The sequence below is a fragment of the Prosthecobacter fluviatilis genome (assembly GCF_055388355.1).
The window spans coordinates 1,436,233-1,462,202 of sequence record NZ_AP043782.1 but is presented as its reverse complement, the minus strand read 5'-3'; the positions used below and the strand labels follow the sequence as shown (position 1 = coordinate 1,462,202).

The 25,970-nt window shown below is 58.4% G+C and carries 34 protein-coding genes; 30 read left to right on the top strand and 4 right to left on the bottom strand.

Annotated elements, in window-relative coordinates; all coding sequences use genetic code 11:
- Positions 1–51: 51 nt before the first annotated feature.
- Together ACZ5WW_RS05605 and ACZ5WW_RS05600 are read right to left on the bottom strand one after the other, a co-directional pair.
- The gene (locus tag ACZ5WW_RS05605) at positions 52–2,313 is read right to left on the bottom strand and encodes a peroxiredoxin family protein (protein WP_377166896.1); all 2,262 of its coding nucleotides are present in this window, start codon (positions 2,311–2,313) and stop codon (positions 52–54) included.
- Positions 2,314–2,426: 113 nt separating this feature from the next.
- Positions 2,427–3,290 carry a ThuA domain-containing protein gene (locus tag ACZ5WW_RS05600; RefSeq protein WP_377166898.1) on the bottom strand — a complete coding sequence of 288 codons (864 nt, stop codon included), beginning with the start codon at positions 3,288–3,290 and terminating at the stop codon, positions 2,427–2,429.
- Between the two features lie 150 nt (positions 3,291–3,440).
- Between ACZ5WW_RS05600 and aroE the strand changes: the two genes are divergently transcribed.
- The 3 genes from aroE to infC all read left to right on the top strand — a co-directional run bounded on the left by aroE (position 3,441) and on the right by infC (position 5,894).
- Positions 3,441–4,325 (top strand): shikimate dehydrogenase, encoded by an 885-nt coding sequence (gene aroE / locus ACZ5WW_RS05595; RefSeq protein WP_377166900.1) that lies wholly within the window; start codon positions 3,441–3,443, stop codon positions 4,323–4,325.
- Positions 4,326–4,340: 15 nt separating this feature from the next.
- Positions 4,341–4,619 (top strand): hypothetical protein, encoded by a 279-nt coding sequence (locus ACZ5WW_RS05590; protein WP_377166902.1) that lies wholly within the window; start codon positions 4,341–4,343, stop codon positions 4,617–4,619.
- Between the two features lie 441 nt (positions 4,620–5,060).
- Positions 5,061–5,894, top strand: a complete 834-nt coding sequence (infC, locus tag ACZ5WW_RS05585; protein ID WP_377166904.1) for a translation initiation factor IF-3 — start codon at positions 5,061–5,063, stop codon at positions 5,892–5,894.
- Between the two features lie 113 nt (positions 5,895–6,007).
- On the opposite strand, the gene rpe is transcribed toward infC, so the two are convergent.
- Positions 6,008–6,682, bottom strand: coding sequence for a ribulose-phosphate 3-epimerase (gene rpe, locus ACZ5WW_RS05580; RefSeq protein ID WP_377166906.1), 675 nt, complete (start codon positions 6,680–6,682; stop codon positions 6,008–6,010).
- A gap of 71 nt (positions 6,683–6,753) precedes the next feature.
- On the opposite strand from rpe, the gene tadA reads away from it, so the two are divergent.
- Positions 6,754–7,311: a tRNA adenosine(34) deaminase TadA gene (gene tadA / locus ACZ5WW_RS05575; RefSeq protein WP_377166908.1), complete on the top strand. Its 558-nt coding sequence runs from the start codon at positions 6,754–6,756 to the stop codon at positions 7,309–7,311.
- Between the two features lie 287 nt (positions 7,312–7,598).
- Here the strand turns inward: tadA and ACZ5WW_RS05570 are convergent, their stop codons facing one another.
- Positions 7,599–8,225 (bottom strand): hypothetical protein, encoded by a 627-nt coding sequence (locus ACZ5WW_RS05570; RefSeq protein WP_377166910.1) that lies wholly within the window; start codon positions 8,223–8,225, stop codon positions 7,599–7,601.
- A 339-nt stretch (positions 8,226–8,564) separates the two neighbouring features.
- Here ACZ5WW_RS05570 and rpsL point away from each other — a divergent pair, with 339 nt between their 5' ends.
- From rpsL to ACZ5WW_RS05440, 26 genes are all read left to right on the top strand, one after another.
- Entirely contained in the window at positions 8,565–8,969 is a 405-nt protein-coding gene (gene rpsL / locus ACZ5WW_RS05565; RefSeq protein ID WP_377166912.1) for a 30S ribosomal protein S12, read from the top strand.
- Positions 8,970–9,003: 34 nt separating this feature from the next.
- The gene (rpsG, locus tag ACZ5WW_RS05560) at positions 9,004–9,477 is read left to right on the top strand and encodes a 30S ribosomal protein S7 (protein WP_377166914.1); all 474 of its coding nucleotides are present in this window, start codon (positions 9,004–9,006) and stop codon (positions 9,475–9,477) included.
- 47 nt (positions 9,478–9,524) lie between these two features.
- Positions 9,525–11,675 carry an elongation factor G gene (gene fusA, locus ACZ5WW_RS05555; RefSeq protein ID WP_377166916.1) on the top strand — a complete coding sequence of 717 codons (2,151 nt, stop codon included), beginning with the start codon at positions 9,525–9,527 and terminating at the stop codon, positions 11,673–11,675.
- 40 nt (positions 11,676–11,715) lie between these two features.
- Positions 11,716–12,024, top strand: coding sequence for a 30S ribosomal protein S10 (gene rpsJ / locus ACZ5WW_RS05550; RefSeq protein WP_294398955.1), 309 nt, complete (start codon positions 11,716–11,718; stop codon positions 12,022–12,024).
- Between the two features lie 38 nt (positions 12,025–12,062).
- Positions 12,063–12,716 (top strand): 50S ribosomal protein L3, encoded by a 654-nt coding sequence (rplC, locus tag ACZ5WW_RS05545; protein WP_377166919.1) that lies wholly within the window; start codon positions 12,063–12,065, stop codon positions 12,714–12,716.
- Between the two features lie 17 nt (positions 12,717–12,733).
- Positions 12,734–13,345 (top strand): 50S ribosomal protein L4, encoded by a 612-nt coding sequence (gene rplD / locus ACZ5WW_RS05540; protein ID WP_377166921.1) that lies wholly within the window; start codon positions 12,734–12,736, stop codon positions 13,343–13,345.
- Between the two features lie 2 nt (positions 13,346–13,347).
- On the top strand, positions 13,348–13,632 hold the full coding sequence (gene rplW / locus ACZ5WW_RS05535) for a 50S ribosomal protein L23 (RefSeq protein WP_377166923.1): 285 nt from the start codon (positions 13,348–13,350) through the stop codon (positions 13,630–13,632).
- A gap of 36 nt (positions 13,633–13,668) precedes the next feature.
- Positions 13,669–14,508 carry a 50S ribosomal protein L2 gene (gene rplB, locus ACZ5WW_RS05530; RefSeq protein ID WP_377166925.1) on the top strand — a complete coding sequence of 280 codons (840 nt, stop codon included), beginning with the start codon at positions 13,669–13,671 and terminating at the stop codon, positions 14,506–14,508.
- Between the two features lie 24 nt (positions 14,509–14,532).
- Positions 14,533–14,811 carry a 30S ribosomal protein S19 gene (rpsS, locus tag ACZ5WW_RS05525; RefSeq protein ID WP_377166927.1) on the top strand — a complete coding sequence of 93 codons (279 nt, stop codon included), beginning with the start codon at positions 14,533–14,535 and terminating at the stop codon, positions 14,809–14,811.
- Positions 14,812–14,833: 22 nt separating this feature from the next.
- Complete coding sequence (locus tag ACZ5WW_RS05520) at positions 14,834–15,613, top strand: hypothetical protein (protein ID WP_377166929.1); 780 nt, start codon at positions 14,834–14,836, stop codon at positions 15,611–15,613.
- Positions 15,614–15,639: 26 nt separating this feature from the next.
- Positions 15,640–16,077 carry a 50S ribosomal protein L22 gene (gene rplV, locus ACZ5WW_RS05515; RefSeq protein ID WP_377166931.1) on the top strand — a complete coding sequence of 146 codons (438 nt, stop codon included), beginning with the start codon at positions 15,640–15,642 and terminating at the stop codon, positions 16,075–16,077.
- Between the two features lie 33 nt (positions 16,078–16,110).
- Positions 16,111–16,899 carry a 30S ribosomal protein S3 gene (rpsC, locus tag ACZ5WW_RS05510; RefSeq protein WP_377166933.1) on the top strand — a complete coding sequence of 263 codons (789 nt, stop codon included), beginning with the start codon at positions 16,111–16,113 and terminating at the stop codon, positions 16,897–16,899.
- 46 nt (positions 16,900–16,945) lie between these two features.
- On the top strand, positions 16,946–17,368 hold the full coding sequence (rplP, locus tag ACZ5WW_RS05505; protein ID WP_377166935.1) for a 50S ribosomal protein L16: 423 nt from the start codon (positions 16,946–16,948) through the stop codon (positions 17,366–17,368).
- A 17-nt stretch (positions 17,369–17,385) separates the two neighbouring features.
- Entirely contained in the window at positions 17,386–17,604 is a 219-nt protein-coding gene (gene rpmC, locus ACZ5WW_RS05500) for a 50S ribosomal protein L29 (protein ID WP_377166937.1), read from the top strand.
- 35 nt (positions 17,605–17,639) lie between these two features.
- Entirely contained in the window at positions 17,640–17,924 is a 285-nt protein-coding gene (rpsQ, locus tag ACZ5WW_RS05495) for a 30S ribosomal protein S17 (protein WP_377166939.1), read from the top strand.
- A gap of 42 nt (positions 17,925–17,966) precedes the next feature.
- Entirely contained in the window at positions 17,967–18,335 is a 369-nt protein-coding gene (gene rplN, locus ACZ5WW_RS05490; protein WP_294398988.1) for a 50S ribosomal protein L14, read from the top strand.
- Positions 18,336–18,340: 5 nt separating this feature from the next.
- Positions 18,341–18,625 carry a 50S ribosomal protein L24 gene (gene rplX / locus ACZ5WW_RS05485; protein ID WP_377166941.1) on the top strand — a complete coding sequence of 95 codons (285 nt, stop codon included), beginning with the start codon at positions 18,341–18,343 and terminating at the stop codon, positions 18,623–18,625.
- Positions 18,626–18,715: 90 nt separating this feature from the next.
- Complete coding sequence (gene rplE, locus ACZ5WW_RS05480; RefSeq protein WP_377166943.1) at positions 18,716–19,300, top strand: 50S ribosomal protein L5; 585 nt, start codon at positions 18,716–18,718, stop codon at positions 19,298–19,300.
- 27 nt (positions 19,301–19,327) lie between these two features.
- Positions 19,328–19,717 carry a 30S ribosomal protein S8 gene (rpsH, locus tag ACZ5WW_RS05475; protein ID WP_377166945.1) on the top strand — a complete coding sequence of 130 codons (390 nt, stop codon included), beginning with the start codon at positions 19,328–19,330 and terminating at the stop codon, positions 19,715–19,717.
- Between the two features lie 23 nt (positions 19,718–19,740).
- Positions 19,741–20,280, top strand: coding sequence for a 50S ribosomal protein L6 (gene rplF, locus ACZ5WW_RS05470; RefSeq protein WP_377166947.1), 540 nt, complete (start codon positions 19,741–19,743; stop codon positions 20,278–20,280).
- A gap of 18 nt (positions 20,281–20,298) precedes the next feature.
- Positions 20,299–20,655, top strand: coding sequence for a 50S ribosomal protein L18 (rplR, locus tag ACZ5WW_RS05465; protein WP_377166949.1), 357 nt, complete (start codon positions 20,299–20,301; stop codon positions 20,653–20,655).
- A 19-nt stretch (positions 20,656–20,674) separates the two neighbouring features.
- On the top strand, positions 20,675–21,271 hold the full coding sequence (gene rpsE / locus ACZ5WW_RS05460) for a 30S ribosomal protein S5 (protein ID WP_377166951.1): 597 nt from the start codon (positions 20,675–20,677) through the stop codon (positions 21,269–21,271).
- A gap of 31 nt (positions 21,272–21,302) precedes the next feature.
- Positions 21,303–21,746 (top strand): 50S ribosomal protein L15, encoded by a 444-nt coding sequence (gene rplO / locus ACZ5WW_RS05455; protein ID WP_377166953.1) that lies wholly within the window; start codon positions 21,303–21,305, stop codon positions 21,744–21,746.
- Between the two features lie 94 nt (positions 21,747–21,840).
- Entirely contained in the window at positions 21,841–23,343 is a 1,503-nt protein-coding gene (gene secY / locus ACZ5WW_RS05450) for a preprotein translocase subunit SecY (protein ID WP_377166955.1), read from the top strand.
- Entirely contained in the window at positions 23,340–24,191 is an 852-nt protein-coding gene (gene map / locus ACZ5WW_RS05445) for a type I methionyl aminopeptidase (protein ID WP_464694215.1), read from the top strand. Before secY ends, map begins: the two co-directional genes overlap by 4 nt.
- Before the next feature lie 516 nt (positions 24,192–24,707).
- The gene (locus ACZ5WW_RS05440) at positions 24,708–25,970 is read left to right on the top strand and encodes an MdtA/MuxA family multidrug efflux RND transporter periplasmic adaptor subunit (RefSeq protein ID WP_377166959.1); all 1,263 of its coding nucleotides are present in this window, start codon (positions 24,708–24,710) and stop codon (positions 25,968–25,970) included.

Genomic DNA, 25,970 nt, shown 5'->3' with positions numbered 1-25,970 from the left:
GGCGAATGCCACAAGCGGCAACGTCACGGATCAGCGAAATGCACGAGCCGCTCACTTGCCTGCCTGGGCAGTGGAGGCTGCCGGTGAGTCGAGCTGCAGCAGGCGCTTGGATTCCTCCAGGGCGAACTTGGCATCCTTGAAGGGCTCCCAGCTGATGTCCTGCCAGCGCTGCCTGCCCTGCGTGTCGATGAGAATCGTGGCATGCAGGTTTTCGTTTTCGAAGTCGTCGTGAGCCCGCACCTTTTTGAAGGCCGCAAGGCTGGCGTCGCTCAGGATGGGGAAGGGGAGAGGCTGGTCGGCTTTGAGGTTGAGCTTGGGGCGAATGCCTGTGGCGACCTGCGGAGTTTCGAGCGTGACGGCTACGAGTTGAATGCCCGCCTTGTCGAATTCGGCGGCAGCCTTTGCGAAAGCCTGGATTTGCTCGACGCAATGCCCGCAGTCATGGCCGAGATAGAAAAGGAAGAGGGTGGGCTTCTTGGCGGTAAAGTCGGTGCTTTTCACAGAGTTGCCATCAAGCGTCAGGGCTTCAAAAACCGGAGCCTTGGGGGCACTCCAGTGGACAGGGCCGAGCGTGGTGATTTCAGGCCGGATGCCGCTGTCGGTGCGTTTTGGAGCTGGCGCAGGCCAGTCGCTCTGGATGCCGAAGGATTTGGCGAGGGAGTCGAGGCGTTTGGCGATCGGCAGATCACGATCCATGGCGTAGGCCAGCTTGCGGGTGTCTTCGAAGGCTTTCTTAGCCTCCTCTGTTTTGCCGCAGGCCTGGAGGACTTCGGTCTTCGTGGCAAGGCCGACGAGATCCTGGGTGAAGCTCTTGGTAAGTTCAGCGGCCTGCACCTTGTCGTCAAATATGAGCCAGTAGCGGGCGAGACGTTCCTTGGGGATGTCGAGTGACTTGAGGTCTGCCAGCAGTTTGTTCGTTTCGGCGCGGCGGATTGGGCCATCCTTGCTGCCAAGCGCCACGAGTGCCTTGAGTTCGGCGATGGCACTGGCTTTGGCCTTCACTTCCGACCTGGGGCTTTTTTTGGGCTTGGTCTCCGGGGCCGCTGGTTTGGAGTCTGACTTGGCAGGTGCTGCGGCCTGTTTGTCGTCAGTCTCGGCCTTCGGAGGCGGCGGTATGACCACGGCTTCGAGTTGCTTCAAGGCTGCGGCGGTGGCGGGCACGTCGCCGAGCTGAAAACAGGCAAGCCCCATAGCGTGCAGACGTGTGATGTCATGGCTGGCCTGGCCAACAGGTGTCTGGGTGAAGGCTTTGACTTCATTCCAGTTTTCCCATTTCAGGAGGGTCTCGATCAAGCGGGTGCGGCCGTAGCTGGCGGAGGTAGAGGGCTTATCCAGAGTGTTATAGACGGGGTGGCGGGGGATGGCGATGAGACTGCGGGCCAGGGCCTCGGCGTCTTTGGCGCGGCCGAGGTCGTTGTAGGTGCGGGTGAGCCACTCCTCGTTGTGAGCGTAATTGTGTATCTGATCCGGCAAAATATAGGTGCGGATCATGTAGGCGTGGTCCACGCGGGTGCTGGCCTCCTGCTGCCAGGCGGCGTCATCCGGGCGCTTCAGCTTGGAAAAGGTGTGTCCGGGCATGTGCCACATATGGGCAATGCCAGGGGCGGCCTGTCCGCAAAGCGCGCCCGACTTGAGGGCGAATATGGGCTTGGTCTGATCCCACAGGTGGATGCGGTAGTGGTGCGCAGGGTGGTTCGGCACGGCTGCGAAGACCTGATCCAGCAGGGCATCGACCGCCTGCAGGCTGGACATGGGGGCCTCTTCGCGGGAGAACCAGATGCGCCAGACGAGGAAGGCCTTGGCTTCGATGTCCTTGGGGTCGTCCTGCACGAGGGTCTCGAAGTCCTTGATGCAGTCGAGGCTCTTCTGCCTTTTGTCGCGTTTGTCGGGGTCGCGGTAGAGATTTTCGAGGGTTGCGATCCATTTTTGCTCGCGTGGCGAGGCCTTGGCTTTGAGCGGGGAGGCTTTCTTGATGAAGGCTTTGGCGCGCTTCTCGTTGTTCACGTTGGCCATGCTCATGCCCCAGTAGGCCATGGCGCAATCGGGGTCGATGGCGGCCACCTGACGGAAGGAGCGCTCGGCCTCATAATACCAGAAGCCGTGGAGCTGGCCGACGCCCTGGGTGAAGAACTTCTGCGCGTCCGGGTTCTTGGAGCTGATGGGGAAATGCACCGCATCTCCGCAGCCGGGAATGAACACCGCCGCCTGGCGGGGCCCCTCATTGAAGGCCTCACCGTTGGCGGAATGTCCGGGGTCGCCGTGAGCTTGAAACGAGAATGCAAGAGCGAGAGCTGGAGCAAAGATGTGGCGCATGGGAAGGCAAGTAGAACGCTGCAAGGGGGCAGAAGTTAAGATTTGTGGCGTAAAAAAGCAAAATGCCCGGAGGGATAACCACCGGGCATTTGCAAAGCTAACCATGGGAAGTCTTATTTTCCATATCCCGGCTCGGCCTTGCCGTTCTCGTTGATGTGGCCGGTGGTCCAGAGGATGGCACGGGTCACGAGGTCGAGGTAGCGGGTGTCTGAGACGGTGGCGGTGTTGTGGCCGATGGTGGTGCTGAAGATCTTGGTCTTGTTCGGGCCGTATTCGTTGGTCCAGGCGACCACGCTGGTGGCTTCCGTGGGCTTGGCATCGGGAGGCAGCGTTTCGCCTTTTTTGGCCTTTGGCGGCACGATCTGCACCCCGGTGGCCAGAGCCTTGCCGGTGAGAATCTGCACGTTGTTGTAGAGTTCCTCCTTGATGGTGGTCCAGTCTGCCATGCCCTGGGTGATGGGGTGGTTCTTGTCTGTGAAGGTGATGGCGATGGGCTCCTGCGGGCCGTGGCCGGTGGACTGGAGGCCCAGCATCTCGTACCAGCCGGCGTTGTCCGCGCCAGCCTTCACGGGCTCGCGGAAATTGCCCCAGCGGTAGCTGTGCATGGCGCAGTGCAGATTCACGGCGGGCTTGCCAGCTTTGTGCGCGTCCAGAATGGCACCGACGTAGGCAGGGTCGGTCACATCGGCGCTGCATTCATCGTGGACGATGACGTCAAAATCCTTGGCCCAGTCCTTGGCCTTGTAGATTTCAAAGGTGGCCTTGGTGGTTTTGTCGGGATTGTAGGCGACATCGACAATGGCGTTCAGACGGGCTTCGATGCCTTCCTTGAGCACGAGGTGCTGCTTGTCGTATTCATGGCAGCAGCCTCCGGCGACTATGAGGACTCGCAGCGGCTTGACGGCGGTGTCGGCGGCCTGGGCGAGGAACAGGGCGGCTGTGACGGTGAGCGTGAGAAGAGGAAAGAAAAGTCGCATGAGGGGATGGTTGGTTGGGAGGGGGCTGTGCAGCTGATTGCAGCGCGGATGGAACGGGATGTCGAGCGGGAAAATTGCGGGCAGCTTTGACAGCCCGTGGTTCTGCGGCATGTCTGGGACGTGGGAGATTTTTTATCATTCGAAGATTTGATGAACTGGAACGCAGCGGCCGGGCGCTTCACGCCGCCTGCCCGTCTGGCGGTGATCGGGGACCCTATCGGCCACTCGCGCAGTCCGCAGATGCACAACCCGGCGCTGCAGGCCTGCGGCATCGACGCGCAATACATCCGCGTGCAGGTGCCCGTGGGCAGCGTGGCGCAGGCCTTTCGCCAGTTTGCCGCTTGCGGCTTCCTCGGCGTCAATATCACCATCCCGCACAAGTTTGAAGCTTTGGATGCGGTGGACGTGCTCGATCCGCTGGCGCGCCAGCTCGGTGCGGTGAACACGCTGGCCATTCGCGAGGGCACTCTCCACGGCTACAACAGTGACGGCCCCGGCTTTCTCCGCAGTGTGAAGGAAGCGTTTGGTGCAGATATCAAAGACCTGCGGGTGCTCATCATCGGTGCAGGTGGCGGTGCCGGGCGTGCGGTGGCGGTGCAGAGTGCACTAAGGGGCTGCCCAAAACTGGTTTTGGTGAACCGCTCGCAGGCTAAGGCTGAGGCTGTGGCAGCTGAGATTGGCACGCTGGGCTGCTGCCCTGAGGCGACTGTGGCGTCATGGAGTGATGATGCGCTGGCAAGAGCGCTGGCAGAGGTCGATTTGATCGTGAATGCCACTTCATTAGGAATGAAGCCTAGTGACGCCAGGCTGCTGCCCGAAGGTGTGCTGAGGGCAGACCACCTTGTTTTTGACATGGTCTATCGCGCCGATGGCTGCACCCCGCTGCTGGCGGATGCCAGGGAGGCAGGGGCGAGGACAGTGGACGGGCTTTCACTCCTGCTGCATCAGGGGGCCATCTCCTTCGAGCACTGGTTTGACCGGCCAGCCCCGCTGGAAGCCATGCGTGCAGGCTTGCAGAAAGCCGTGCTGGGGTGAACAGTTTGCGCTCGCATGAGCTCCTCGCGCCATTTTGTCCTCAGCTTTTTTGGGCCTGTTGTCGCCAGCGGGTTTTTTTGCGGGTTCATCTGGCTGATCTGGAGCTGGCTGGAGCGCCATCACATCCCGCCCCTGGTGACGATGCTGGTGGGAGCGCTGGTGGTCGGCATGATCACCCGGCGAATTGTGCGCAGCTGCGTGGCGGTGACCTGCCCGTTTTGTGGTGGAAAAAGCTACGAAATCCCTCACCGGGGGAACCGGTTTATGTGCCAGGTCTGTGGCAAAGACCACTAGGAAATGTTGAGTGGCAATAAATCGGCTTGCTGAATCTCATGAAAGTCGTTACCTATATGCAGCGTTTGAGTCCATGACTCTGCCAACGGCTTTCCACTGAAAGCGCTTTAATCTGACTTTCTCCGCATGTTTTTTTCTTTGTCGCGTACACATACCCCGCATGAACGGGCGGCAGGTGACGCGTGCATGCCGGAACCGAGTCCGTGCTGATATGATGTTTTTTACAGCGCGTCTCATCACAACCCTTTTCCAGGTGTCTGCCACAAGGCGGCCTGGAGTTTCGAACACACCCGGAGGTATCCCATAAGCAATCCATTCCAGCAGTTGAGCGGCGGCAGTTTTGCGCCACGTCCCCAGCAAAACCAAGGCACCGGAGGCCCGCCGAGGCCTGCGGGCCAGGCAGGCCCCCCTAATTCAGCGCCGCGTCCAGCCGGACCACCCATGGGCGCCCCCCGTCCTTCAGGGCCTCCGCGTCCGGCCGGTGGCTATCAAGGATCTGGTGGTGGCTTTCGCCCCGGCGGTGGCAATCGTCCAGGCGGACGGGATCGTCCGAACGGCCGTTTTGTCGATCAAACCCGTGTGAATGAGCGCATTCGCGCGCCGAAGGTGCGTGTGGTCGAGGAGGATGGTCATCATCAGCTGGGGGTGATCCCCACGGCGCAGGCCATTCGGATCGCCAAAGAGCGTGGACTGGATCTGGTCGAGGTGGCTCCGAACGCTGACCCGCCCGTGTGCAAGATTGTCAATTACGGCAAATACAAGTACATTCAGGAGAAGCACAAGAAGGAGGCCCACAAGCATCAGAAGGGCGGCAAGGTGAAGGAAATGAAATTCCGCATCGGCATCGACCCTCACGATTACCTGATCAAGATCACGCATGCCGAGGACTTCCTGGCGGAAGGGCACAAAGTGCGCATCCAGCTCCAGTTCCGCGGGCGCCAGATGGCGCATCAGGAGCTCGGGCACCAGCTGGCCAAGAAGATCAAGGAAGACCTTCTGACCATGGGGCATGTGGATCAGGATCCGCGCATGGCGGGCCGTAACATCAACATGCAGCTCAGTCCTTTGCCGGAGCGTCAGCGCCACCGCAAGTTCAAGACGCACCTCAAAGGTGTGACTGAGCACAGCGACATCATCCACCACGAAGGGCATGACCCGCGTGAGGACAAGCATGATGAGCACGACGATCATCATGATGACGACGATCATCATGGGGAAAATCACAGCCAGCAGGCTCCCCCTGTGAAGCTGGCCCCAACGCCGCCTCTGGAGTAGTTGTCTCCCATAGATCACGAAGGGCAGGACTTGAGTCCTGCCCTTTTTATTTTGGGTGCTGACTGGCGACAGGCCTGGTTTCCTGGGCGTGAAGCAGCGGGGTGCGTCTCAGTTTAGGCTACCGATGCCGCGAGCTCGCGCATGGACTGCTCCATGTCCGGCGGGCCGAAGGAGGAGGTGCCGCAGACGAAGAGGTTGGCGCCGTTCTTTTTGGCGATGGGGGCGGTGCTTGTGTAAATGCCGCCGTCCACTTCGAGGTGGTAGTTCAGGCCGTGGGCGGCGCGGTAGTCGCGTGCTGCAGCGAGCTTTGGCATGGTTTCCTTTTCCATGAAGGGCTGGCCGCCGAAGCCGGGCACCACGGTCATGACCAGAAGAAGGTCAATGTCGCGGACAAAAGGCAGGGCGGCCTCAAACGGGGTACTCGGGTGCAGGGCCAGGCCGCAGTGGAGACCCGCCGCGCGGATGCGTTTCAGGGTTTCGGCGACGCTGGTGTCGTAGTTTGCCTCGACATGGATGGTGATGTTTTGGGCTCCAGCCTTGATGAAACGCTCCAGGTAATGGTCCGGGCGGTGGATCATGAGGTGAACATCCAAGTACATGTCGGTGCATTTGCGCACGGTCTGCACCATCTGCGGGCCGAAGGAGATGTTGTCCACGAAGTTCCCGTCCATCACGTCCAAGTGCAGCCACTGGGCTCCGGCGGCGGAGGCGCGCCTGACTTCGAGGTCGATCTTGGACCAGTCGGCAGCCAGCAGGGAAGGGAGGATGAGGTTCGTCGAGTGATGCATGGGGCTGAGATAAGGTTCCGGGTTTAAAGTTCAAGGTTTGAGTTATGCTGGAGCGCGTTTAATGAACCTGTGTGACTGACCCCCTGATCATCAATCCCTACGACGACGAACATTTCATGCGCGAGGCGCTGCGCCAGGCACGCAAGGCGGCGAAACAGGATGAGGTGCCCATCGGGGCTGTCATCGTGCACCAGGGCAGCATCGTCGGCCGCGCGTGGAACCAGGTGGAGACGCTGAAAGACGCCACAGCCCACGCGGAAATGCTGGCGCTCACCCAGGCTGAAAGCGCCCTGGGCGACTGGCGACTGACCGACTGTGACCTGTATGTGACCAAAGAGCCCTGTCCCATGTGTGCGGGGGCGATCATGCACTGCCGGGTGCGCCGCGTCATTTTTGGCTGTCCGGATGTCAAGGGTGGTGCCGCGGGTGGTTTTTGGAACCTCCTCCAGGCACCGAATCTCAATCACCGCACGGAAATCACCGCCGGGGTGCTGAATGACGACTGTGTCCGCATTCTGAAGGAATTTTTTGCTGAGGCCCGCCGCCGCCGAGCGGAGGGGCTGGAGCATAAGAAGGGTGCGGCTAAGGAGGCGACGGAGGATGGTGGCCTCGTTTTTGACGGGCCGTGAGGTGTGCTGGCTTTTCTCCTGGCTCCGGTTGATCATGCTCGGAGTAGGTCATGGAGACGGCCTGGTGAGCGATATTCACGAAGGGTGTAATGCTGGCGCTGGCAGGGGGAAGTTGGGAGAAAAGGTTTTCAAGATGCTTGCGCGTCATGATTGCCTTTCGGATTTCGGTGATCCTATATCACTGGTTTTGAATGAATCAGGGCATTGGTTGCCCTGATATGGCATCCAAGAGTTGGGAGGCTGTTCAAAAAACAGGCGGAGGAGCCTGCTGCGGGTAAGCTGCGGAGCTATTCATCCCCAGCAAAGGAGGCTATCACCCGAGGTTCTGTGCCCGACTTGAGCGCAAAAATTTCACAGCTGGCCGCATAGGCATCAGAGGCGTAGCGCTCGGCAAGATCGGCGGCAAACTCATCAACCAGCTCAGCCTTTGCTGGAAATATGTAGAGGGAGTGGCGGTCAGGGGTGGCGGCCCAGACTTCCTGGCCAAACAGGTCTGCGAAAATTTTTGGCAGGGAAGGGGCGATGATCAGGGTGGCGAAGAGCGGTGACTCACCACGATAAACAGCGTAGGCGATCCTGCCGTCTTCGCCCTTGATGAGTTCCGGCTTGAGCTGGAGGAGGCGCTTGTCTGCAGCGGTTTTGGCACGCGCTGCGAAGGATTCGACACTGAGGCCCAGCTTGGCGAAGGCCTCAGGTGTGTAGGCCTCAACACCGTTGAAGGCCTCGGTGCTCTCACGATAGCAGGTGAAAACGGTGCGCTTGGAATTGGGCAGAGTGATGGAATAGGCGCCGCGCAAGGCTTTGGGCTCCGGCATGAGGAGAAGGGACTCCAGCTTGCGCTCCGCTGGGGCTGGCTGCTGCTGGGCTGGGAGGGGGTGCAGCAAAAGAACAAAGAGGCAGAGAAGCGTGCGCATGATGCCAGTGTGGCGTGAAGTGATGACGATGCAAATACATGGGATTAATGCCCTTGGATGAGCTTTTTTGTGTGAGAATGCGTTAACAAGTGAGAGGCAATGTGAATAATTATTGCAAAAAGATCGAAATACCGCTTGCGGGGTGAGCAGGACTCGCCAAGATGCGCGCTCCCAAGGCCCAGCCTTCCCCCACGAAGCTGGCAAATCAAGATCCTCCACGGAGGCTCTTCATTATCGGAACCAGAACCGGAAAAGTCTGCGTATGCTCAATGTGAGCATGGCGCGCTGTCCCCCGAAACTGGCTACGAACAAAGCCGAGGTTCACAGCTCTTTCACACCATGCCCACCATCAATCAACTCGTCAGACACGGCCGCAAAGACAAAGCGGTAAAGTCGAAGTCTCCTGCGCTTGCCAAGTGCCCGCAGCGTCGTGGCGTCTGCCTCCAGGTGATGACCCGCACCCCCAAAAAGCCAAACTCCGCTCTGCGTAAGGTGGCCAAAGTGCGTCTGACCAATGGCTACGAAGTCATCGCCTATATCGGCGGTGAAGGTCACAATCTTCAGGAACACAGCATTGTGCTCGTCCGTGGTGGTCGTGTGAAAGACTTGCCCGGTGTGCGCTATCACATCGTCCGCGGCACCCTTGACTGCCTTGGCGTTGATGCCCGTCGTCGTGGCCGTTCCAAGTACGGTGCAAAGCGTCCAAAGGCAGGTGCTGCCGCCGCTACTGCGAAGAAGAAATAATTTCCGCTGATCTCACTCTTTATCTCATCAAGCCATGGCCCGCAGAAAACGCGTTTACACCAAAGAAGCCCGCAAGGACAGCCGTTACGACAGCGAACTCGTTGCAACGCTCATCAGCAACATCATGCTTGATGGCAAGAAGTCGCTCGCAGAGCGCATCGTTTATTCCGCCATTGAGACGCTCAACGACAAGACCGACAGCGTCGATCCTCTGGAGCTCTTCAATCGTGCGATTGAGAACACCAAGCCACGTGTCGAAGTCAAGGCTCGTCGTGTCGGTGGCGCCACCTACCAGGTCCCACTTGAAGTTTCCCCACGCCGTCAGGAGTCCCTGGCCATGCGCTGGATCGTCGGTTTTGCCCGTGGCCGCAAAGGTCAGGCAATGCACCGCGCCCTGGCCAATGAGCTGAAGGACGCCGCGCAAGGGCAGGGGAACGCCGTCCGCAAGCGTGACGACGTCCACAAGCAGGCTCAGGCCAACCGCGCCTTCGCCCACTTCCGCTTCTAATCGCTCCCACTTCACCTTTTCCGTCCACTTCACGTTTTTTCCGACCCATGTCGAACCCCAACTCCCCCAACCGCGAATTCCCACTTGAGCGTACCCGTAACATCGGGATCTGCGCCCACATCGACGCGGGCAAGACGACCCTGACCGAGCGTATTTTGTTCTACACGGGCATGATCCACAAGATCGGTGAAGTGCATGACGGCGCTGCCACCACCGACTGGATGGAGCAGGAAAAGGAACGTGGTATCACCATCACCTCCGCTGCTGTGACCGCCAAGTGGAAGCAGCTCAAGGAAGCTGGCATCTACAAGTCCCGCGAACTCGAAGACATCCGCGTCAACATCATCGACACCCCAGGACACGTGGACTTCACCGCTGAAGTGGAACGTTCCCTCCGCGTGCTCGACGGTGCGATCTTCGTGCTTTGCGGCGTGGCGGGCGTGCAGCCCCAGTCTGAAACGGTGTACCGCCAGGCTGAAAAGTATGGTGTGCCCCGTATCGCCTTCGTGAACAAGATGGACCGCACCGGCGCCAACTTCTTCAACGTGGTGAAGGACGTCCGCACCAAGCTCGGCGCTCCTGCTTTCCCGATCCTGATCCCGATCGGTGCTGAAGAAAATCTGATCGGCCAGATCGACGTGGTCAACCAGAAGTCCATCATCTACTCTGATGACGAAAAGTTTGGCTCCAAGTACACCGTGCGTGAACTGGAAGGTGACGAAGTCGCCACTGCCAAGGCAGCCTATGATGAGCTCCTCGATGCCGTCTGCAGCGCTGATGAAGAGCTGGGCATGATGTTCCTCGAAGAACAGCCCATCGGTCCGAAAGAACTCAAGGCCGGCCTCCGCCGCGCAGTGATCGCCAACAAGATCATCCCGATGGCCGGTGGTTCCGCCTTCAAGAACAAAGGCGTTCAGTATCTGATCGACGCCGTGATCGATTACCTCCCGGGCCCGCTCGACATCGAAGCCCAGAAGGGCACTGTGGTGGATGAGCCCGAAAACATCGTCGAGGCCAAGCCTGACGATAACGGCAAGTTCATCGCTCTCGGCTTCAAGCTGTGGTCGGACAAGTTTGGCCGTCTCGTCTTCTTCCGCGTTTACTCCGGCAAGGTTTCCAAGGGTGACACGATCTACAATCCCCGCACACGCAAGTCTGAGCGCGTGGGCCGCTTGATTCAGATCCAGGCTGCGGTGCACAAGGACATCGACACCTGCTACTCTGGCGATATTGCCGCCCTCGTGGGTGTGAAGGATGTCCGCACTGGCGACACTTTCTGCGACGAAAGCCTCGAAGTGCAGCTTGAGCCGCCGACCTTCCCAGAACCGGTGATCTCGATGGCCGTGGAGCCAAAGACCAAAGGCGACCAGGAAAAGATGGGCAACGCCCTCCAGCGTCTCTCCGAAGAAGATCCGACTTTCTTCGTCAAGACCGACGAAGAAACCGGCCAGACCATCATCGCTGGCATGGGCGAGCTTCACTTGGAAATTCTTTGCGACCGCCTCAAGCGCGAGCACAAGGTGGAAACAAACACCGGCAAGCCTCAGATTGCCTACCGCGAAACCCTCACACAGGAAGCCGATGGCGAAGGCAAGCTGGTCAAGCAGTCCGGTGGTCGTGGTCAGTATGGACACGTGGTCATCAAGGTGCGTCCTGGTGAAAAGGGCTCCGGCATCGTCGTCGAAAACAAGGTGGTCGGTGGTACGATTCCGAAGGAATTCATCAACCCTGCGAAGGCTGGCTGTATCGAAGCCGCACTGAACGGCATCATCGCCGGCTATCCGGTGATCGACATGCACATCGACCTGGTCGATGGTTCGAGCCACGAAGTGGACTCCAACGAAAACGCCTTCAAGATGGCTGGTATCTTCGCCGTGAAGGACGCCCTCAAGAAAGCCAAGTGCATCCTGCTTGAGCCGATCATGGCTGTGGAAGCCTCCACACCTGAAGACTATCAGGGCGACATCATGGGCGACTTGAACCGCCGTCGTGGCAAGATCCAGGGCATGGACAGCCGCGGCACCACCGCCATCCTGCGTGCCGAAGTGCCGCTCGCAGAAATGTTTGGCTATTCCACCGCCATCCGCACCCTTTCCTCCGGCCGCGCCAGCTACTCCATGCAGCCTTCTCACTTCGAGCAGGTGCCGCAGCAGATTGTTGAGCAGATCGTCGAGCAACGTGGAGGCTCCAAGGCATAACGCCCAAGCGCACTGAAACCCTACCCTAAGGACCAACGTCATGACAAATCAACGCATCAGAATCCGCCTCCGCGCCTATGACTACCGCGTGCTCGACAAGAGCACCGCAGACATCGTCGAAACCGCGAAGCGCACAGGCGCACGCGTCGCAGGCCCCATCCCGCTGCCGACCCGCATTGAGAAGTTCACCGTGAACCGCTCTCCGCACGTCGACAAGAAGTCGATGGACCAGTTTGAAATCCGCACGCACAAGCGCCTGCTTGACATTGTGGATCCCACCTCCCGCACTGTGGACGAGCTGAAGAAGCTTAATCTTCCCTCCGGCGTGGACATCACGATCAAGATCTAACTTGGTCTCATCACTTTTAAAAACAGGAGGACACACTCATGAGTCTCGGATTGATCGGTAAAAAACTCGGAATGACCAAAGTCTATGACGCCAAAGGCGACGCGATTTCGGTCACAGTGGTTGATGTCAGCGGCAACACCATCATTCAGGTGAAGCGCAGCGATGGCAAAGACAAGTACAGCGCAGTGCAGGTGGGCTACGGTGACCAGGAAAAAGAATCCCGCGTCAGCAAGCCTCTTCTTGGACACTTCAAGAAACACGGCTGCACGACCGCCAAGCGCATCGTCAAAGAATTCCGTCTTGCCAGCGACGACCAGCTGCCTGCGGCTGACGCGAAGCTCGACGCCAGCATCTTCAGCAACGGCCAGGTGGTTGACGTGATCGGCAACACCAAGGGCAAAGGCTTCCAGGGCGTTGTGAAACGCTGGAATTTCGCCGGACAGCCTGCTTCGCATGGTCACATGATGCATCGTCGTCCTGGTTCCATCGGCTGCCGTCTGACTCCCGGTCTCGTTTGGAAGAACCAGAAGATGCCCGGCCACGACGGCACCACGCGCTGCACCACGCAGAATCTGGTTGTCGTGCAGAGCCGCCCTGAAGAAGGCATCCTGCTCATCAAAGGCGCCCTCCCCGGCAACACTGGCAGCATCGTTGTGGTGCGCCCCGGCAAAAAGGCTGTCGCCAAGAAATAACCACGAGGAACTGAATCATGTCCGCGACCATTCTCTCAGCCGACGCCGCCAAGGCGGCCAACATTCAACTGACCGAGGGCTACAAAGGCTCCCAGGCTCTTAACGACACGCTGGTGGCCTACCGCGCCAACCGCCGCCAGGGCAATGCCCACACCAAGAACCGCTCTGAAGTTTCCGGCTCCGGCAAGAAGCTCTGGAACCAGAAGGGAACCGGCAACGCCCGTATGGGTTCGAAGCGTTCCCCCATCTGGAGTGGTGGTGGTGTCGTCTTCGGCCCACGCAACACCACGGTTTGGGCCAAGAAAACCACCAAGAACACCCGCAAGCTTGCTCTTCGTGCCGCTCTGACCGCCCGCATCCTGGACGGGGAAGTGCTTACCACCGCGAGCTTCGCCGTGGCTGATGGCAAGACCAAGAGCTTCATCGCTGCTGTCAATGGCCTTACCACCGCGAAAAACGTGCTCCTCATCGGCAAAGGCTTTGATGAGCTCACCTTCCGCGCCGGCCGCAATGTCCAGAACGTTCAGCTTATCTCCGCTGACGAAGTGAATGCCGAGCACCTTCTGCGCTATCGCAGCGTTGTGGTGACCGGTGACGCCCTTGAAACCCTTGCCAAGAGGACCGCCTGATCATGAAAGACCTTCATAAAGTCATCAAAACCATCCGTCTCAGCGAAAAAGCCACGCTGCTGGGCGAAAAAAACAACGAGTACGTGTTCTCCGTCGACGTCGAGGCTACCAAGATCGACATCAAGCAGGCCATAGAAAAGCTCTTTGGCAAAAAAGTCACCGGTGTCCGCACTGCGAACTATGACGGGAAGGCCCGTCGTGAGCGCCGCGCCGATTACGGCCGCACCAACCACTGGAAGAAAGCCATCGTCCGCCTTAAGGACGGTGAGAAGTTCGACCTCGCGTAAACCCAGGCACGCAACCCTTTAACTCATTTTACCGTCATGGCGCTGAAAACATTCAAGCCTACCACGCCCACCAATCGCTACAAAGAGTGGAACTCCTTCGAGGAGATCACCAAGCATTCCCCGGAGAAAAGCCTCACCGTGGCTCTCCGTAAATCCGGTGGCCGTAACAACACTGGCCGTATCACCTGCCGTCATATCGGCGGTGGTCACGACAAGCGTTACCGTCTCATCGATTTCAAACGCTCCCGCCGTGATGAAGCTGCCAAGGTGGTCGGCATCGAGTACGATCCCAACCGTTCTGCCCGCATCGCGCTTGTCGAGTACAAAGACGGCCAGCGTGCTTACATCCTTGCTCCAAACGCCCTCGCAGTGGGCGCCTTGGTCATGGCTGGTGAAAAGGCTGCTCCTGAAGTCGGAAACGCGCTTCCTCTGAGCAAGATCCCTCTCGGAACTTCGATCCACAACATCGAACTCTCGCCTGGAAAAGGTGGCGTCGTCGCACGTGCCGCCGGTCAGGCTGCAGTGCTCTCCAACCGTGAAGGTGACTTCGCCCTGGTGCGCATGCCATCCGGAGAAATCCGCAAGATCCTTGCCGTTTGCTACGCAACGATCGGTCAGGTTGGCAATGTGGAACACATGAACGTCGTCAGCGCCAAGGCTGGCCGCACACGCTGGCAGGGCACACGCCCAACCGTCCGTGGTATGTGTATGAACCCGATTGACCATCCGAACGGTGGTGGTGAAGGTCGTTCCAAGTCCGGTGGTGGTCGTCAGCATCTGCTGAGCCCTTGGGGTCACGCCAAAGGTGAGAAGACCCGCAACAAGAAGAAGGCTACGAACAAGCTCATCATCCAGAGCCGTCACGCCAAGAAGTAATCCATTCCTCATTCCAGCAATCACATGGCACGCTCACTCAAAAAAGGCCCGTTCGTTCAGCAAGCTCTCCTCGACAAGGTGGACAAGCTCAACGATGCCAAGCAGAAACGCCCCATCAAGACCTGGGCCCGTTCCTCCATGGTCACTCCTGACCTTGTCGGTCACACCTTCCTTGTTCACAACGGCAAAGACTTCGTCTCTGTCTATGTGACGGAAAACATGGTGGGGCATCGGTTGGGCGAGTTTGCCCTGACCCGTATGTTCAAGTCTCACGGTGCCGTCACCGTCAAGGCTGCCAAGTAATTCCTGAGCCCCTGGCACCGACATGTCACTCCGCGCTTCCATCACTTTCACCACGCTCTCGCTGCTTGTTGCAGCGGGTGTGGCCGGAGTGCGCGCGGATGACAGGCTCGAAAACCAGGAGCTTCACATCTCGCTTCAAGTTGCCGCTGCCAAGATCCAGGCACAGGATGCTCAGCTTCTTGCCGCCAAGGACAAGAATGACGCTCTTGCGCAGAGTGCAGCGGCTGCCAACGCCGAATCCAACGAGCTCAAAGACCGCTACGAGAAGCTGCGTGGTCTTCTCGAAGGACTGGGAGTTGGGGCGCTTGAAAACAACAAAGACCAAACACAGGAGCGCCTGCTCGCCGCACTCAGCGACTTGCGCATCATGAAAGAGCAGCGGGACGAACTTTCCAACGCTCTGATTGAACTGGCTGAATCTGGAATGGGGCTGATGAAAAGCGCACAGAGCGCTGATCCAGCCGCCGCTGACCGACTTAACAAGGCCATCACCGCCGCTGATGCCGCCCTTGTCAAAGCTGGTGGTGGACAGAGCGGTCAGGCCGTGGGTGATCTGCAAAACGCGCGTGTTGTGAGCCTGAAGACAGAACTTGGCATTGCCGTTCTCTCCATTGGTGCCAAGGACGGCGTGAAGCCAGGAATGCCTTTTGAAATTTACCGCGAAGACAAGCCCATCGCCAAAGTCCTCGTCACCGAAGTCCGCAACTCAGTTTGTGGCGCTGTGGTCCAAGAACTGGCCACTGCCAATGATCCCGTCCGTGTCGGTGACCGGGGTCGCGTCGATCTCAACAAATCTCTCTAACGAAGTCAAGAACCCCCCCTCGCTTTATGTCCGTCCGCTCCGTCCTCAAATACGCCAGGATCTCCTCGCAGAAAGCCCGCCAGGTCACACGTGCCATCACCGGCATGCCAGTTTCCCAGGCGCTGAGCGTTCTCGACTTCACTCCAAAGAAAGCCGCCTTCCTTGTTGGCAAAACCCTTCGTTCGGCGATTGCCAATGCGGAGAACAACCATGAGCAGGATGCCTCCGAGTTCATCGTTCAGTCCGCAGTTGCCACACCGGGACCTGCACTGAGCCGCATCATGCCACGCGCCCGCGGTTCTGCAGCTCCGATCAAGAAGCGCATGACCCACATCACCGTCATCATCGGCGCGCCGAAGGCTGAAGAAGCCAAGGCCGAAGGTGAAAAGAAGGCCCCGAAATCCGCCCGCCGCAACGCTCCTGCCGTCAAGAAGGCAGCCAAGGCCAAGAAAGCTTCTGAATAACCGCAACGCCACCCAACCGCACCTCTTCACTTTATGGGACAGAAAGTAAATCCGATCGGCTTCCGCCTTGCAGTCACCAAAGACTGGCGCTCCAAGTGGTACGCACCTGAAAAAGAATACGCAGACTCGCTCCACAGCGATCTTGCCATCCGTGCTTACCTCAAGGAAAAGCTCATGCAGGCCGCCATCTCCAAGATCGTCATCGAGCGCGCTTGGAACCAGGTGCGTGTGACCCTTCACACGGCCCGCCCAGGTCTCGTCATTGGCCGCAAAGGTCAGGAAATCGACGTGATGAGCCAGAAGGTCTCCGAAATGTGCGGTGGCAAACAGGTCAAGATCGACATCTTCGAAATCAAGCAGCCAGAACTCGACGCCCAACTCGTCGCAGAAGCTGTGGCCGTTCAGCTTGAGCGCCGTATTTCCTTCCGCCGCGCCATGAAGCGCTCCGTGCAGACCGCCATGGACATGGGTGCTGACGGCATCCGTCTCCGCTGCGCCGGCCGTCTCGGTGGTGCTGACATTGCCCGCGCCGAGTGGTACCGCCAGGGCAAGGTGCCCCTTCAGACGCTTCGTATCCCGATCGACTACGGCTTTGCTGAAGCCCGCACCGTTTATGGCATCATCGGCGTGAAGTGCTGGATGAACCGTGGTAATGCTCCTGAAGGCGTGTCCCGCCCTTCCGGCGAGCGTCGCCCGCGCCGCGATGACCGTGGTGATCGCCGTCCAGGCGCTCCTGGTCCCCGTGGTGGTGACCGCCGCGGACCTCAAGGTGGTGGTGGCTATGGTGCCCCAGCTCCTGCACCCGCTCCAGCCCAGGCTTAATTGCCCAACTTTTCTGAACTAACCCCTTTTTACCGGACCTAGACGTATGGCCCTTCTTCCAAGCAGAGTAAAATATCGCAAATCGCAGCGCGGCAACCGTGGTGGCAACGCCACCAGCGGCAACAAGCTGGACTTTGGTGACTTCGGTCTCCAGACTCTTGAGCGTGGCTGGATCAAAAACATCCACATTGAAGCCTGCCGTGTTGCCATCACCCGCTTTTTGAAGCGTAAAGGAAAGGTCTTCTGCCGCATTTTCCCGCACAAGCCCGTCACGCAGCGTCCGCCTGAAGTTCGAATGGGTAAGGGTAAAGGCTCCCCGGAATTCTGGGTTGCTGTGGTCCTTCCAGGGCACATGCTGTTTGAAATTTCCGGTGTCAACGAGGCCACCGCCCGTGAAGCCTGCCGTCTCGCCGCCACGAAGCTGGGCCTGCGCTGCCGCTTCGTCAGCCGTGAAAGCCTGCACAAATAAACTACGCGAACTGAATTATGAAGATCAAAGAACTCCGTGAATCGACTGTGGAAGAACTTTCCGCACGCCGTCGCGAACTGAAGCAGGAAGCGCTGAATCTGCGCGTGCAGCAGAGCGCAGGTGGCGGTCAGCTCGAAAACCCCGCCCGTCTGACCCACATCCGTCGCGAGATCGCCCGGATCGAAACCATCATCACCGAACGCGCCCGCGCTGCGGCCGCCAAGAAGGCCGCCTGATCCGGTCATCAACCCACTGAAGCAATTTTAACATCATGAGCGAGACCACCGCAGCAGCCCCTGCAGCCACCGAAAAAACACCCGTGCGCAAAACGCGCGTCGGCGTCGTGGTGTCCGACAAAATGACGAAGACCATCGTCGTCAAAGTCGAACGCCGCGTTCCGCACCCAATCTTCAAGAAGATCGTGCGCAAAACCTCCAAGTTCTATGCCCACGACGAAAATGGTCTGGCCAAAGAAGGTGACAAGGTGCTCATCGCCGAAACCCGCCCGCTGTCCAAGCTGAAGCGCTGGGAACTGATCGAAGTGCAGAAGCACTAATTCGCAATTTGAACCCTTAAACCAGACCAGGAGAAACAGCTTATGTTGCAAATGGAGTCCTCAATCCCGGTGGCTGACAACACCGGTGCCCGACTGGCGACGATGATCGGCGTGCTCGGCAAGAAAAACACCCGCTTCGCTTATGTCGGCGACATCATCACCGCGCACGTGCGTGAGTCCACGCCGACAGCGGCTGTGAAAAAGGGTGAAGTCGTCCGTGCCGTGATCGTGCGCACTTCGCATCCGATCCGCCGTGTTGACGGCTCGATCCTGCGTTTTGACCGCAACGCCATGGTCATCATCGACAAAGACAACAACCCGCGCGGCACCCGTATCTTTGGCCCTGTGGCCCGTGAGCTGCGCGACAAAAACTTCATGAAGATCGTTTCCCTCGCACCTGAAGTGCTGTAATCCCCATGAGCCGTACCAAGACCCACGTTAAAAAAGGCGACAATGTCGTCGTCATTTCCGGAGCCGCCAAAGGTGCCCAGGGAGTTGTCCTGGAAGTGCAGCCAGGCAAAGGCCGGGTGCTCGTCGAAGGCGTGCGCATGATCAAGAAAGCGATCAAGCCCACCCAGCAGAACCAGTCAGGCGGCTTCCAAGACAAGGAAGGCCCCATTCATATCTCGAATGTCAAGCGCGTTGATGCGCCTGTGAAAGAGAAGAAAAAGAAAGTTGCGAAGAAGAAGGTCAAGGCCTAAATCAACGCCCCCCATTTGCCTCCCCCCTCGCCGTCGTCGCTCCGCACGGGGCGATCACCGAGGGAAAGGCGGCACAGCCCAAACTGAATCATGGAACACATCCTACAGACCCTCTACAAAGAAAAGCGTACCCAGCTGAAAGATCAGCTTGGTCTTGCAAACATCCATCAGGTACCACAGCTCAAGAAGATTGTGGTGAACTGCGCCATCGGCAGCCAGTCCGAGCGCAAGCAGGCGATCGAAGACGCCGTGAACGAAGTGACTCTGATCACCGGCCAGAAGCCTGTCATCACCAAGAGTAAAAAAGCCATCGCCAACTTCAAGCTGCGCGAAGGTGAAAATGTCGGCGTCAAAGTCACTCTCCGTGGCAGCAAGATGTACGACTTCATGATGCGTCTCGTGCGCACCGCAATTCCCCGCATCCGTGACTTCCGCGGTGTTGCCCCCCGTGCCTTTGACGGCCGCGGCAATTACACGCTCGGTGTTGCTGAGCAGTCGATCTTCCCTGAAATCGAGCTCGACAAGATCAAGCGCCCCCTTGGCTTTGACATCACTTTCGTGACCAGCACGAACAACGATGACCATGCGCGTGAAATGCTGCGCACCCTTGGCATGCCGTTCCGCACACGCACTGCCCAGCCTAAAAAGGAAGATGGCACTGAAGCCGCCGCATAACCCCAACACCCGGACACCCTCAGCGTCATGACCGACCCGATTTCAGACTTTCTCACCCGCATCCGCAACGCCTGCGCCGCACAGCAGGAGCAGGTGCTCATTCCTTTCTCCAAGATGAAGGCAGAACTTTGCCGCATCCTTCAGGAAGAAGGCTACATTTGGAGCTATGAAGTGGACACCAGCGCCGCTCATCCCCGTCTCAAACTCAAGCTCAAGTACCAGGACAAGACTGCCGTCATTCGCAAGATTGACCGTGTCAGCAAGCCTGGTCTGCGCAAGTACGTCGGCAGCACCGAGATCCCTCGTGTGCTCGGTGGACTGGGCATTTCCATTCTTTCCACACCCCGCGGCATCATGACCGGCGCCAAGGCCCGCAAGGCCAAAGTGGGTGGTGAACTCCTCGCCACCGTCTGGTAAACCCCCAACCCGTCACAACCATTATGTCACGCGTAGGCAAACAAATCATTTCTATTCCAGACAAGGTCACCATCAAGATTGGTGATGACCGTTCGGTGCAGGTCAAGGGCCCCAAGGGAGAACTTGGCTGGACCCTTCCCCTCGGTGTTAAAGTCAATTCGGACGACAAGACGATCAACGTCACCCGCGAATCCGAAGACCGCAAGGTGCGTGCCCTTCATGGCACCACTCAGCGCCTTATCTCCAACATGCTGATTGGAGTCAGCCAGGGCTACACCCGCAACCTTGAGATTCACGGCGTCGGTTTCCGCGCTGCTGTCAAGGGCACCAACATCGACCTTCAGCTTGGGCAGTCCCATGACCGTCTTCATCCGATCCCGAAAGGGGTGAAGGTGACCGTCACTGAAAACACCAAGATCGCCATCGAAGGCATTGACAAACAGGTTGTCGGCCAGCTTGCCGCTGACATTCGTGCCTACTACCCGCCGGAGCCTTACAAGGCCAAGGGCGTGCGTTATGTGGGTGAACACATCCGCCGTAAAGCCGGCAAATCTGTCAAATAATCTCCGGAGATACTCAACATGGCTCTTACCAATCGCAAAGAAATTCGCGCTCGCATTCACAAGCGCATCCGCCGCAAGCTCAGCGGCACAGCCGAGCGTCCCCGCCTCGCCGTTTACTTTTCGAACACGAACGTTTACGCCCAGGTCATCGACGACGTGGCAGGGAAGACGATCGTTTCTGCTTCCACCAAGGAAAAAGGTTATGGCGCTGGCAAGGCCAACGTCGAGAACGCCACGAAAATTGGCAGTCTCCTCGCTGAGCGCGCCATGGCAAAAAACATTACCGAAGTGGTCTTCGACCGTGCCGGTTTCATCTATCATGGCAAGGTGAAAGCCCTTGCTGATGCCGCCCGCGAAAAGGGTCTGAAATTCTAAAACCGCCTCACGTAAACTTATGGCCGAAGAAACAGTAGTTATCGATCCCCCAGCCGCCGCCGTCGCGGAGGCTCCAGCAGCTCCGACTCCCTCCTACGGTGGTTTCCGTGGTCGTGATGATCGTGCGCCGCGTGAGACGGATGGCGTCGAAAAAGTCGTTCACATCAACCGATGCGCCAAGGTGGTCAAAGGTGGTCGTCGCTTCAGCTTCAGCGCACTCGTCGTTTCCGGCGATGCCAAGGGCAAAGTGGGCTGCGGTTTTGGCAAGGCCAACGAAGTCTCTGACGCGATCAAGAAGGCGACGGAAGCTTCCCGCAAGAACATGCTTTCCATCTGCCTGAAGGACAGCACCATCCCACATGAAGTGGTTGGTTCCCATGGCGGCGGACACATTCTCCTCAAACCTGCCACAGCGGGTACAGGCATCATCGCAGGTGGTGGTGCCCGTGCAGTGCTCGAAGCTGCAGGTGTGAAGGACGTGATCGGCAAATCTCTTGGTTCCAGCAACCATGCCAACGTTGTTCGCGCGACGCTCGCCGCACTTACGGCCCTCCGCCCTGCTGATGAGATCCTCCGCGCACGCGGCAAGGAAATCAAAGAGCGCAAGGCACTCTGATCGAATTCCCCCTTTTTCCATTTAATTTTTCATGCAACTCCAAGACGTCAAACCCCGCCCCGGTGCCAAAAAGCGCCGCAAGCGCATTGGCTGTGGCGAAAGCTCAGGCCACGGTAAAACTTCCGGTAAAGGCAACAAGGGCCAGATGGCCCGTGCAGGTCGCGGCATCCGCCCCGGCTTTGAAGGCGGTCAGATGCCAATGCATCGCCGTTTGCCGAAGAAAGGTTTCAACAACAGTCTCTTCCAGGACGCCATCGAAGTCGTGAACGTCGGTGAACTGAATGAAGCCTTCGACGATGGTGCTGTCATCAATGAAGCTGCTCTCCGCGAAGCGGGGCTTGTCAGCCGCAATTGCGACATCATCAAAATTCTCGGCACTGGTGATCTTTCCCGTAAACTCACCATCGAGGGCGCGAAAGTCAGCGCTACGGCCCGTGAAAAGATTGAGAAAGCCGGCGGCTCCATCGCTGCCTGATTTTTCTGACCCAACCAACCTCTTTGATGGGCCGGTCTCCGCGCAGCGAATGCTGTCAGGAAGCAGGCCCATCTTCGCTTAGAGTCTTTCTCTCATGATCTCTGCTTTCGCCAACAGCTTCAAAGTTCCCGAACTGCGCTCACGCATCCTTTTCACTCTGGCGATGATTGTCATCGTCCGTATCGGCACGTCCATCACGCTTCCGGGTGTTGACGCGACTGTGCTGAATGCCTGGATTGAAAACAAGGCGGGAGACAATGCCTCGGGCGCCTCTCAAGTCGCCGCGCTTCTGAATATTTTCAGCGGCGGCGGGCTGCAAAACTGCGCTATTTTTGCTCTTGGCATCATGCCTTACATCAGTGCCAGCATCATGCTGCAGCTGCTGACGGCGGTGTGGCCTCCTCTGAGCAAGCTTGCCCGTGAAGAAGGCGGGCGTCAGAAGATCACGCAGTACACCCGTATTGCCACCATTGTTCTCTGCGTGTTTCAGGCGACTCTGCTTGCGCAGTCTCTGCACGACCCTGCGCAGAACTATCTGATGGCCGGCCTGCAGGATGCCATCGACAAACTTGGCGGACGTCCTCTGGTTCCCAACTACGGAGCTGGATTTGTTTTCACAAGTGTCATCACCATCACCGCCGGCACCATGCTCATGATGTGGCTTGGCGAGCAGATCACTGACCGCGGCATTGGCAACGGTGTCTCGATTCTGATTTGCGTGAACATCGTTTCAGATCTTCCAGGTGCCCTGATTCAGGTCTGGCAGACTTTCGTGGGCAGCATCAAGGCCAGCCCCGCCAGCGCCTTCACACTGGTACTCCTCATGGGCTTTATGATTCTTGTGATCGCTGGTGTCATTGCCCTGACCCAGGCGACGCGCCGAATCGCGATCACCTACGCCAAACGCGTTGTGGGCCGCAAGGTTTACGGTGGACAGACGCAATACCTGCCGCTGAAGATCAATTATTCCGGTGTCATGCCGATCATCTTCGCCCAGGCGATCCTTCTGTTCCCCTCCACCATTCTTGCCTCACTCTTCAAAGATGTGAACTGGATCCAGCGCATGGCGCTGTTTATCAGCAGCGGCTGGGTCTACTATGTCGCTTCCTCCCTGCTGATTTTCTTCTTCAGCTATTTCTGGGTGGCCACGATGTTCCAGCCGACGCAGATTTCTGAAGACCTCAAGAAGAGCGGCGGCTACGTCCCAGGCATCCGCCCGGGCAAGCCCACAGCCGATTTCCTTGATTTCACCATGAGCCGTCTCACCTTTGCCGGTGCGATCTTCCTTACCGGGCTCTATGTGATGCCAGGCATTGTCAGCAGCTCGATGAAAATCTCCAGCTCGGCTGCCCAGTTCTTCGGAGGTACGAGCCTTCTGATTCTTGTGGGCGTTGTCCTCGACGTGATGCGCCAGGTGGAAACACACCTGCTGCAAAGCCACTATGATGGTTTCCTGAAGAAGGGCCGCATCCGTGGCCGTGTGGATCGCATCCAGCAGGGTGCCCGTGCTGTTGACTCCACCACTGTCGTCTGGCTGTGGGTCGCTCTTGCCATCATGGTCTTGATTGGCGTTGTGTATAAACTCGCTCTCAAGTGAGCCTCATCCAGCGCGTCATGGCTTTTGTAAAATCGGGGAACATCCCCATCCGTCACGGCGCGCAGCAGCAGGGCATTCGCCGTGCCTGCCAGGTGGCTCGCGATGTGCTCATCAAAACCTCTGCACAAGTGCATGCAGGGGTGACGACTGCCGAGGTGGATCGTTTCGCAGCCGCCGAGATCAAGGCTTGTGGAGCCACCAGCGCCTTTTTGGGTTATCGTCAGTTTCCAGGAACGATCTGCATTTCCATCAACGAGGAAGTTGTTCATGGCATCGGCGGACCTCGCGTCATTCAGGATGGAGACATCGTGAAAATCGATGTGGGGGTTTATTACGACGGCTGGGTTGGAGATAACGCTCTGACTGTTCCTGTGGGCAATGTGGCCAAGGAAACGCTGCATCTTCTTGCAGCGACGGAAGAGTCTTTGCTCAATGCCGTGAAGTTTGCGCGAGACGGGTGGATGCTCGGAGATCTGTGCCACAGTGTTGAGCACCATGTGACGCAGTATGGTTACACCGTGGTGCGTGAGTTTGTCGGCCATGGTGTCGGCAGAAAGCTGCACGAAGAGCCTCAGGTGCCAAACTATGGCAAGAAAGGTGATCGGCCACGGCTCAAAGCGGGAATGACCCTTGCCATTGAGCCCATGATCAACATGGGAACGGGAAAGACGCGCATCCTCGAGGATAAATGGACTGTGGTGACGACGGATCGCAAGCCCTCAGCGCATTTTGAGCATGTGGTGCTCATCACGCCTGACGAGCCTGAGATTTTGACAGCGCGTGGGCGGATGTTCCCGAAGGGGGTCAACGACCTCACTCCACGACCGGTTTCTGAACTCGGCAAGTGAGCCTAGGTGGCGGATTTTTGTTAAGTGCTTTCTTCTGCACACAGCCTGCCTGTGATTTTTTCCGGTGCTTGAAGCTTGTGGTGTGACTGGCGAATGAAACTTTGACCGGTGACAGGTGCTGGAGTGACATTTCAAACGTAAGGCTGCTGGTTGGCGTTCCCATCAGCACATCGTCACTTTTGCCAAGGCGATGCATTCGCTGCCATTGATTGCACGTTAGTCGGCGATTTTGAGCAAGGCTGGCAGCGTGTTCTTCAGAGCTGAGAACTGCAGGGGGATTTGAATGGTGCAAGGTGGGGATTACCAATGAATCATGCTTGGCGCTACATTGACTAGGCTGACGGCTTGTCGTGCACAGCTACAGTCGAGTCATGGACAGAAGCTGATCTTTTTTTAATTATGCTTTCCTGCTGCTGGACTGCTACTTCACGCATGTCAGATTCGTAGCTTTGCATGCGCCGAGTCGGAACTTTGCATTCAGAATTCGGTTACATCTGCCATGCCAAGACACTTGAAATGAACGAATCCACCCCTCCCATCAATCCGTCGTCAGCCAAAGGACGCGCCGGATGTTTCATCATCATCTTTCTAGCCCTTGCTGGCGGCGGCTGGCTGTGGATGCACCGGCCCGAGCCTGCGGCGGCTGGTGCTCCCGGGGGCAGGGGAATGCGCGGCGGCACGGCGGCTGTGACCGTGGGTGAGGTCAAGCAGGAGAATTTCGATGAGTGGGTCAGCCTCGCGGGCACCGTGACACCGCTGTATGTCGTGACCGTGCGCAGCCGTGTGGACGGCCAGCTCGACAAGGTACACTTCGTTGAAGGACAGATGGTCAAGGCTGGCGATTTGCTGGCGGAGATCGACCCGCGCCCCTTCCAGGTGGCGCTGGACCAGGCCCAGGGGCAGCTCGAGCGCGATGAGGCCCTGCTGGCTAATGCCAATAAGGACATGGACCGCTACACCATGCTGCTGAAGCAGGACTCCATCGCCCGCCAGCAGGTGGACACGCAGGCCTCGCTGGTGCGCCAGTATGATGCTGCGCTGACCTCCGACCGCGCCGCAGTCGCCAGTGCGGCCCTGCAACTCAGCTACACCAAAGTCACTGCACCGCTCACTGGTCGCGTGGGACTGCGCCAGGTGGACCCTGGCAACATGATACGCTCCACTGACGCCAACGGCCTCGTCATCATCACGCAGATGGATCCCATCGGGCTTGTCTGCAATATCCCGCAGGAGCGAGTGGACGCCGTGCGCAGGCGTCTGGCCTCGGGTGACAAGGTGCAGGTCGAAGCCGTGGACAAGGAGATGAACAAGCTTCTTGGTCGCGGCCACCTTCTCACTACCGACAACCAGATTGATCTCACCTCCGGCACACTCAAGCTCAAGGCGCAATTTCCCAATGCGGACGGCCTGCTTTTCCCCAATCAGTTTGTGATTGCGCGCTTGCTTGTGAACACGATTCCCAATGCCACCGTAGCACCGGCCAACTGCATCCAGCGCGGCTCCAAGGGAGCGTATGTCTATGTGCTGCAGGAGGCGGACAGCACCGTCAGCATGCATGTCGTCACCACTGGCCCCACACAGGGGGACCGTGTGCTCATCACCGAAGGACTGAAGCCCGGAGACAAAGTCATCACCCAGGGGGTGGACCGTCTGCGCGAGGGAGCCAAGGTTGAGGTCATCATCCCTGGCAAGCCGCCCGCGGGCAGGCTGGCCAAAGGCGGAGACCAGGACAAAGGAAAAGGGCAGGGGAAAGGCGACAAAGCCGCCATGCTCCCCTGA

What these genes read in the sequence shown, in the direction of transcription:
- ACZ5WW_RS05605 (WP_377166896.1), bottom strand. Translation starts at nt 2,313, where the DNA reads ATGCGCCACATCTTTGCTCCAGCTCTCGCTCTTGCATTCTCGTTTCAA.
- ACZ5WW_RS05600 (WP_377166898.1), bottom strand. Translation starts at nt 3,290, where the DNA reads ATGCGACTTTTCTTTCCTCTTCTCACGCTCACCGTCACAGCCGCCCTG.
- aroE (WP_377166900.1), top strand. Translation starts at nt 3,441, where the DNA reads ATGAACTGGAACGCAGCGGCCGGGCGCTTCACGCCGCCTGCCCGTCTG.
- ACZ5WW_RS05590 (WP_377166902.1), top strand. Translation starts at nt 4,341, where the DNA reads ATGAGCTCCTCGCGCCATTTTGTCCTCAGCTTTTTTGGGCCTGTTGTC.
- infC (WP_377166904.1), top strand. Translation starts at nt 5,061, where the DNA reads ATGGGCGCCCCCCGTCCTTCAGGGCCTCCGCGTCCGGCCGGTGGCTAT.
- rpe (WP_377166906.1), bottom strand. Translation starts at nt 6,682, where the DNA reads ATGCATCACTCGACGAACCTCATCCTCCCTTCCCTGCTGGCTGCCGAC.
- ACZ5WW_RS05570 (WP_377166910.1), bottom strand. Translation starts at nt 8,225, where the DNA reads ATGCGCACGCTTCTCTGCCTCTTTGTTCTTTTGCTGCACCCCCTCCCA.
- rpsL (WP_377166912.1), top strand. Translation starts at nt 8,565, where the DNA reads ATGCCCACCATCAATCAACTCGTCAGACACGGCCGCAAAGACAAAGCG.
- rpsG (WP_377166914.1), top strand. Translation starts at nt 9,004, where the DNA reads ATGGCCCGCAGAAAACGCGTTTACACCAAAGAAGCCCGCAAGGACAGC.
- fusA (WP_377166916.1), top strand. Translation starts at nt 9,525, where the DNA reads ATGTCGAACCCCAACTCCCCCAACCGCGAATTCCCACTTGAGCGTACC.
- rpsJ (WP_294398955.1), top strand. Translation starts at nt 11,716, where the DNA reads ATGACAAATCAACGCATCAGAATCCGCCTCCGCGCCTATGACTACCGC.
- rplC (WP_377166919.1), top strand. Translation starts at nt 12,063, where the DNA reads ATGAGTCTCGGATTGATCGGTAAAAAACTCGGAATGACCAAAGTCTAT.
- rplD (WP_377166921.1), top strand. Translation starts at nt 12,734, where the DNA reads ATGTCCGCGACCATTCTCTCAGCCGACGCCGCCAAGGCGGCCAACATT.
- rplW (WP_377166923.1), top strand. Translation starts at nt 13,348, where the DNA reads ATGAAAGACCTTCATAAAGTCATCAAAACCATCCGTCTCAGCGAAAAA.
- rplB (WP_377166925.1), top strand. Translation starts at nt 13,669, where the DNA reads ATGGCGCTGAAAACATTCAAGCCTACCACGCCCACCAATCGCTACAAA.
- rpsS (WP_377166927.1), top strand. Translation starts at nt 14,533, where the DNA reads ATGGCACGCTCACTCAAAAAAGGCCCGTTCGTTCAGCAAGCTCTCCTC.
- ACZ5WW_RS05520 (WP_377166929.1), top strand. Translation starts at nt 14,834, where the DNA reads ATGTCACTCCGCGCTTCCATCACTTTCACCACGCTCTCGCTGCTTGTT.
- rplV (WP_377166931.1), top strand. Translation starts at nt 15,640, where the DNA reads ATGTCCGTCCGCTCCGTCCTCAAATACGCCAGGATCTCCTCGCAGAAA.
- rpsC (WP_377166933.1), top strand. Translation starts at nt 16,111, where the DNA reads ATGGGACAGAAAGTAAATCCGATCGGCTTCCGCCTTGCAGTCACCAAA.
- rplP (WP_377166935.1), top strand. Translation starts at nt 16,946, where the DNA reads ATGGCCCTTCTTCCAAGCAGAGTAAAATATCGCAAATCGCAGCGCGGC.
- rpmC (WP_377166937.1), top strand. Translation starts at nt 17,386, where the DNA reads ATGAAGATCAAAGAACTCCGTGAATCGACTGTGGAAGAACTTTCCGCA.
- rpsQ (WP_377166939.1), top strand. Translation starts at nt 17,640, where the DNA reads ATGAGCGAGACCACCGCAGCAGCCCCTGCAGCCACCGAAAAAACACCC.
- rplN (WP_294398988.1), top strand. Translation starts at nt 17,967, where the DNA reads ATGTTGCAAATGGAGTCCTCAATCCCGGTGGCTGACAACACCGGTGCC.
- rplX (WP_377166941.1), top strand. Translation starts at nt 18,341, where the DNA reads ATGAGCCGTACCAAGACCCACGTTAAAAAAGGCGACAATGTCGTCGTC.
- rplE (WP_377166943.1), top strand. Translation starts at nt 18,716, where the DNA reads ATGGAACACATCCTACAGACCCTCTACAAAGAAAAGCGTACCCAGCTG.
- rpsH (WP_377166945.1), top strand. Translation starts at nt 19,328, where the DNA reads ATGACCGACCCGATTTCAGACTTTCTCACCCGCATCCGCAACGCCTGC.
- rplF (WP_377166947.1), top strand. Translation starts at nt 19,741, where the DNA reads ATGTCACGCGTAGGCAAACAAATCATTTCTATTCCAGACAAGGTCACC.
- rplR (WP_377166949.1), top strand. Translation starts at nt 20,299, where the DNA reads ATGGCTCTTACCAATCGCAAAGAAATTCGCGCTCGCATTCACAAGCGC.
- rpsE (WP_377166951.1), top strand. Translation starts at nt 20,675, where the DNA reads ATGGCCGAAGAAACAGTAGTTATCGATCCCCCAGCCGCCGCCGTCGCG.
- rplO (WP_377166953.1), top strand. Translation starts at nt 21,303, where the DNA reads ATGCAACTCCAAGACGTCAAACCCCGCCCCGGTGCCAAAAAGCGCCGC.
- secY (WP_377166955.1), top strand. Translation starts at nt 21,841, where the DNA reads ATGATCTCTGCTTTCGCCAACAGCTTCAAAGTTCCCGAACTGCGCTCA.
- ACZ5WW_RS05440 (WP_377166959.1), top strand. Translation starts at nt 24,708, where the DNA reads ATGAACGAATCCACCCCTCCCATCAATCCGTCGTCAGCCAAAGGACGC.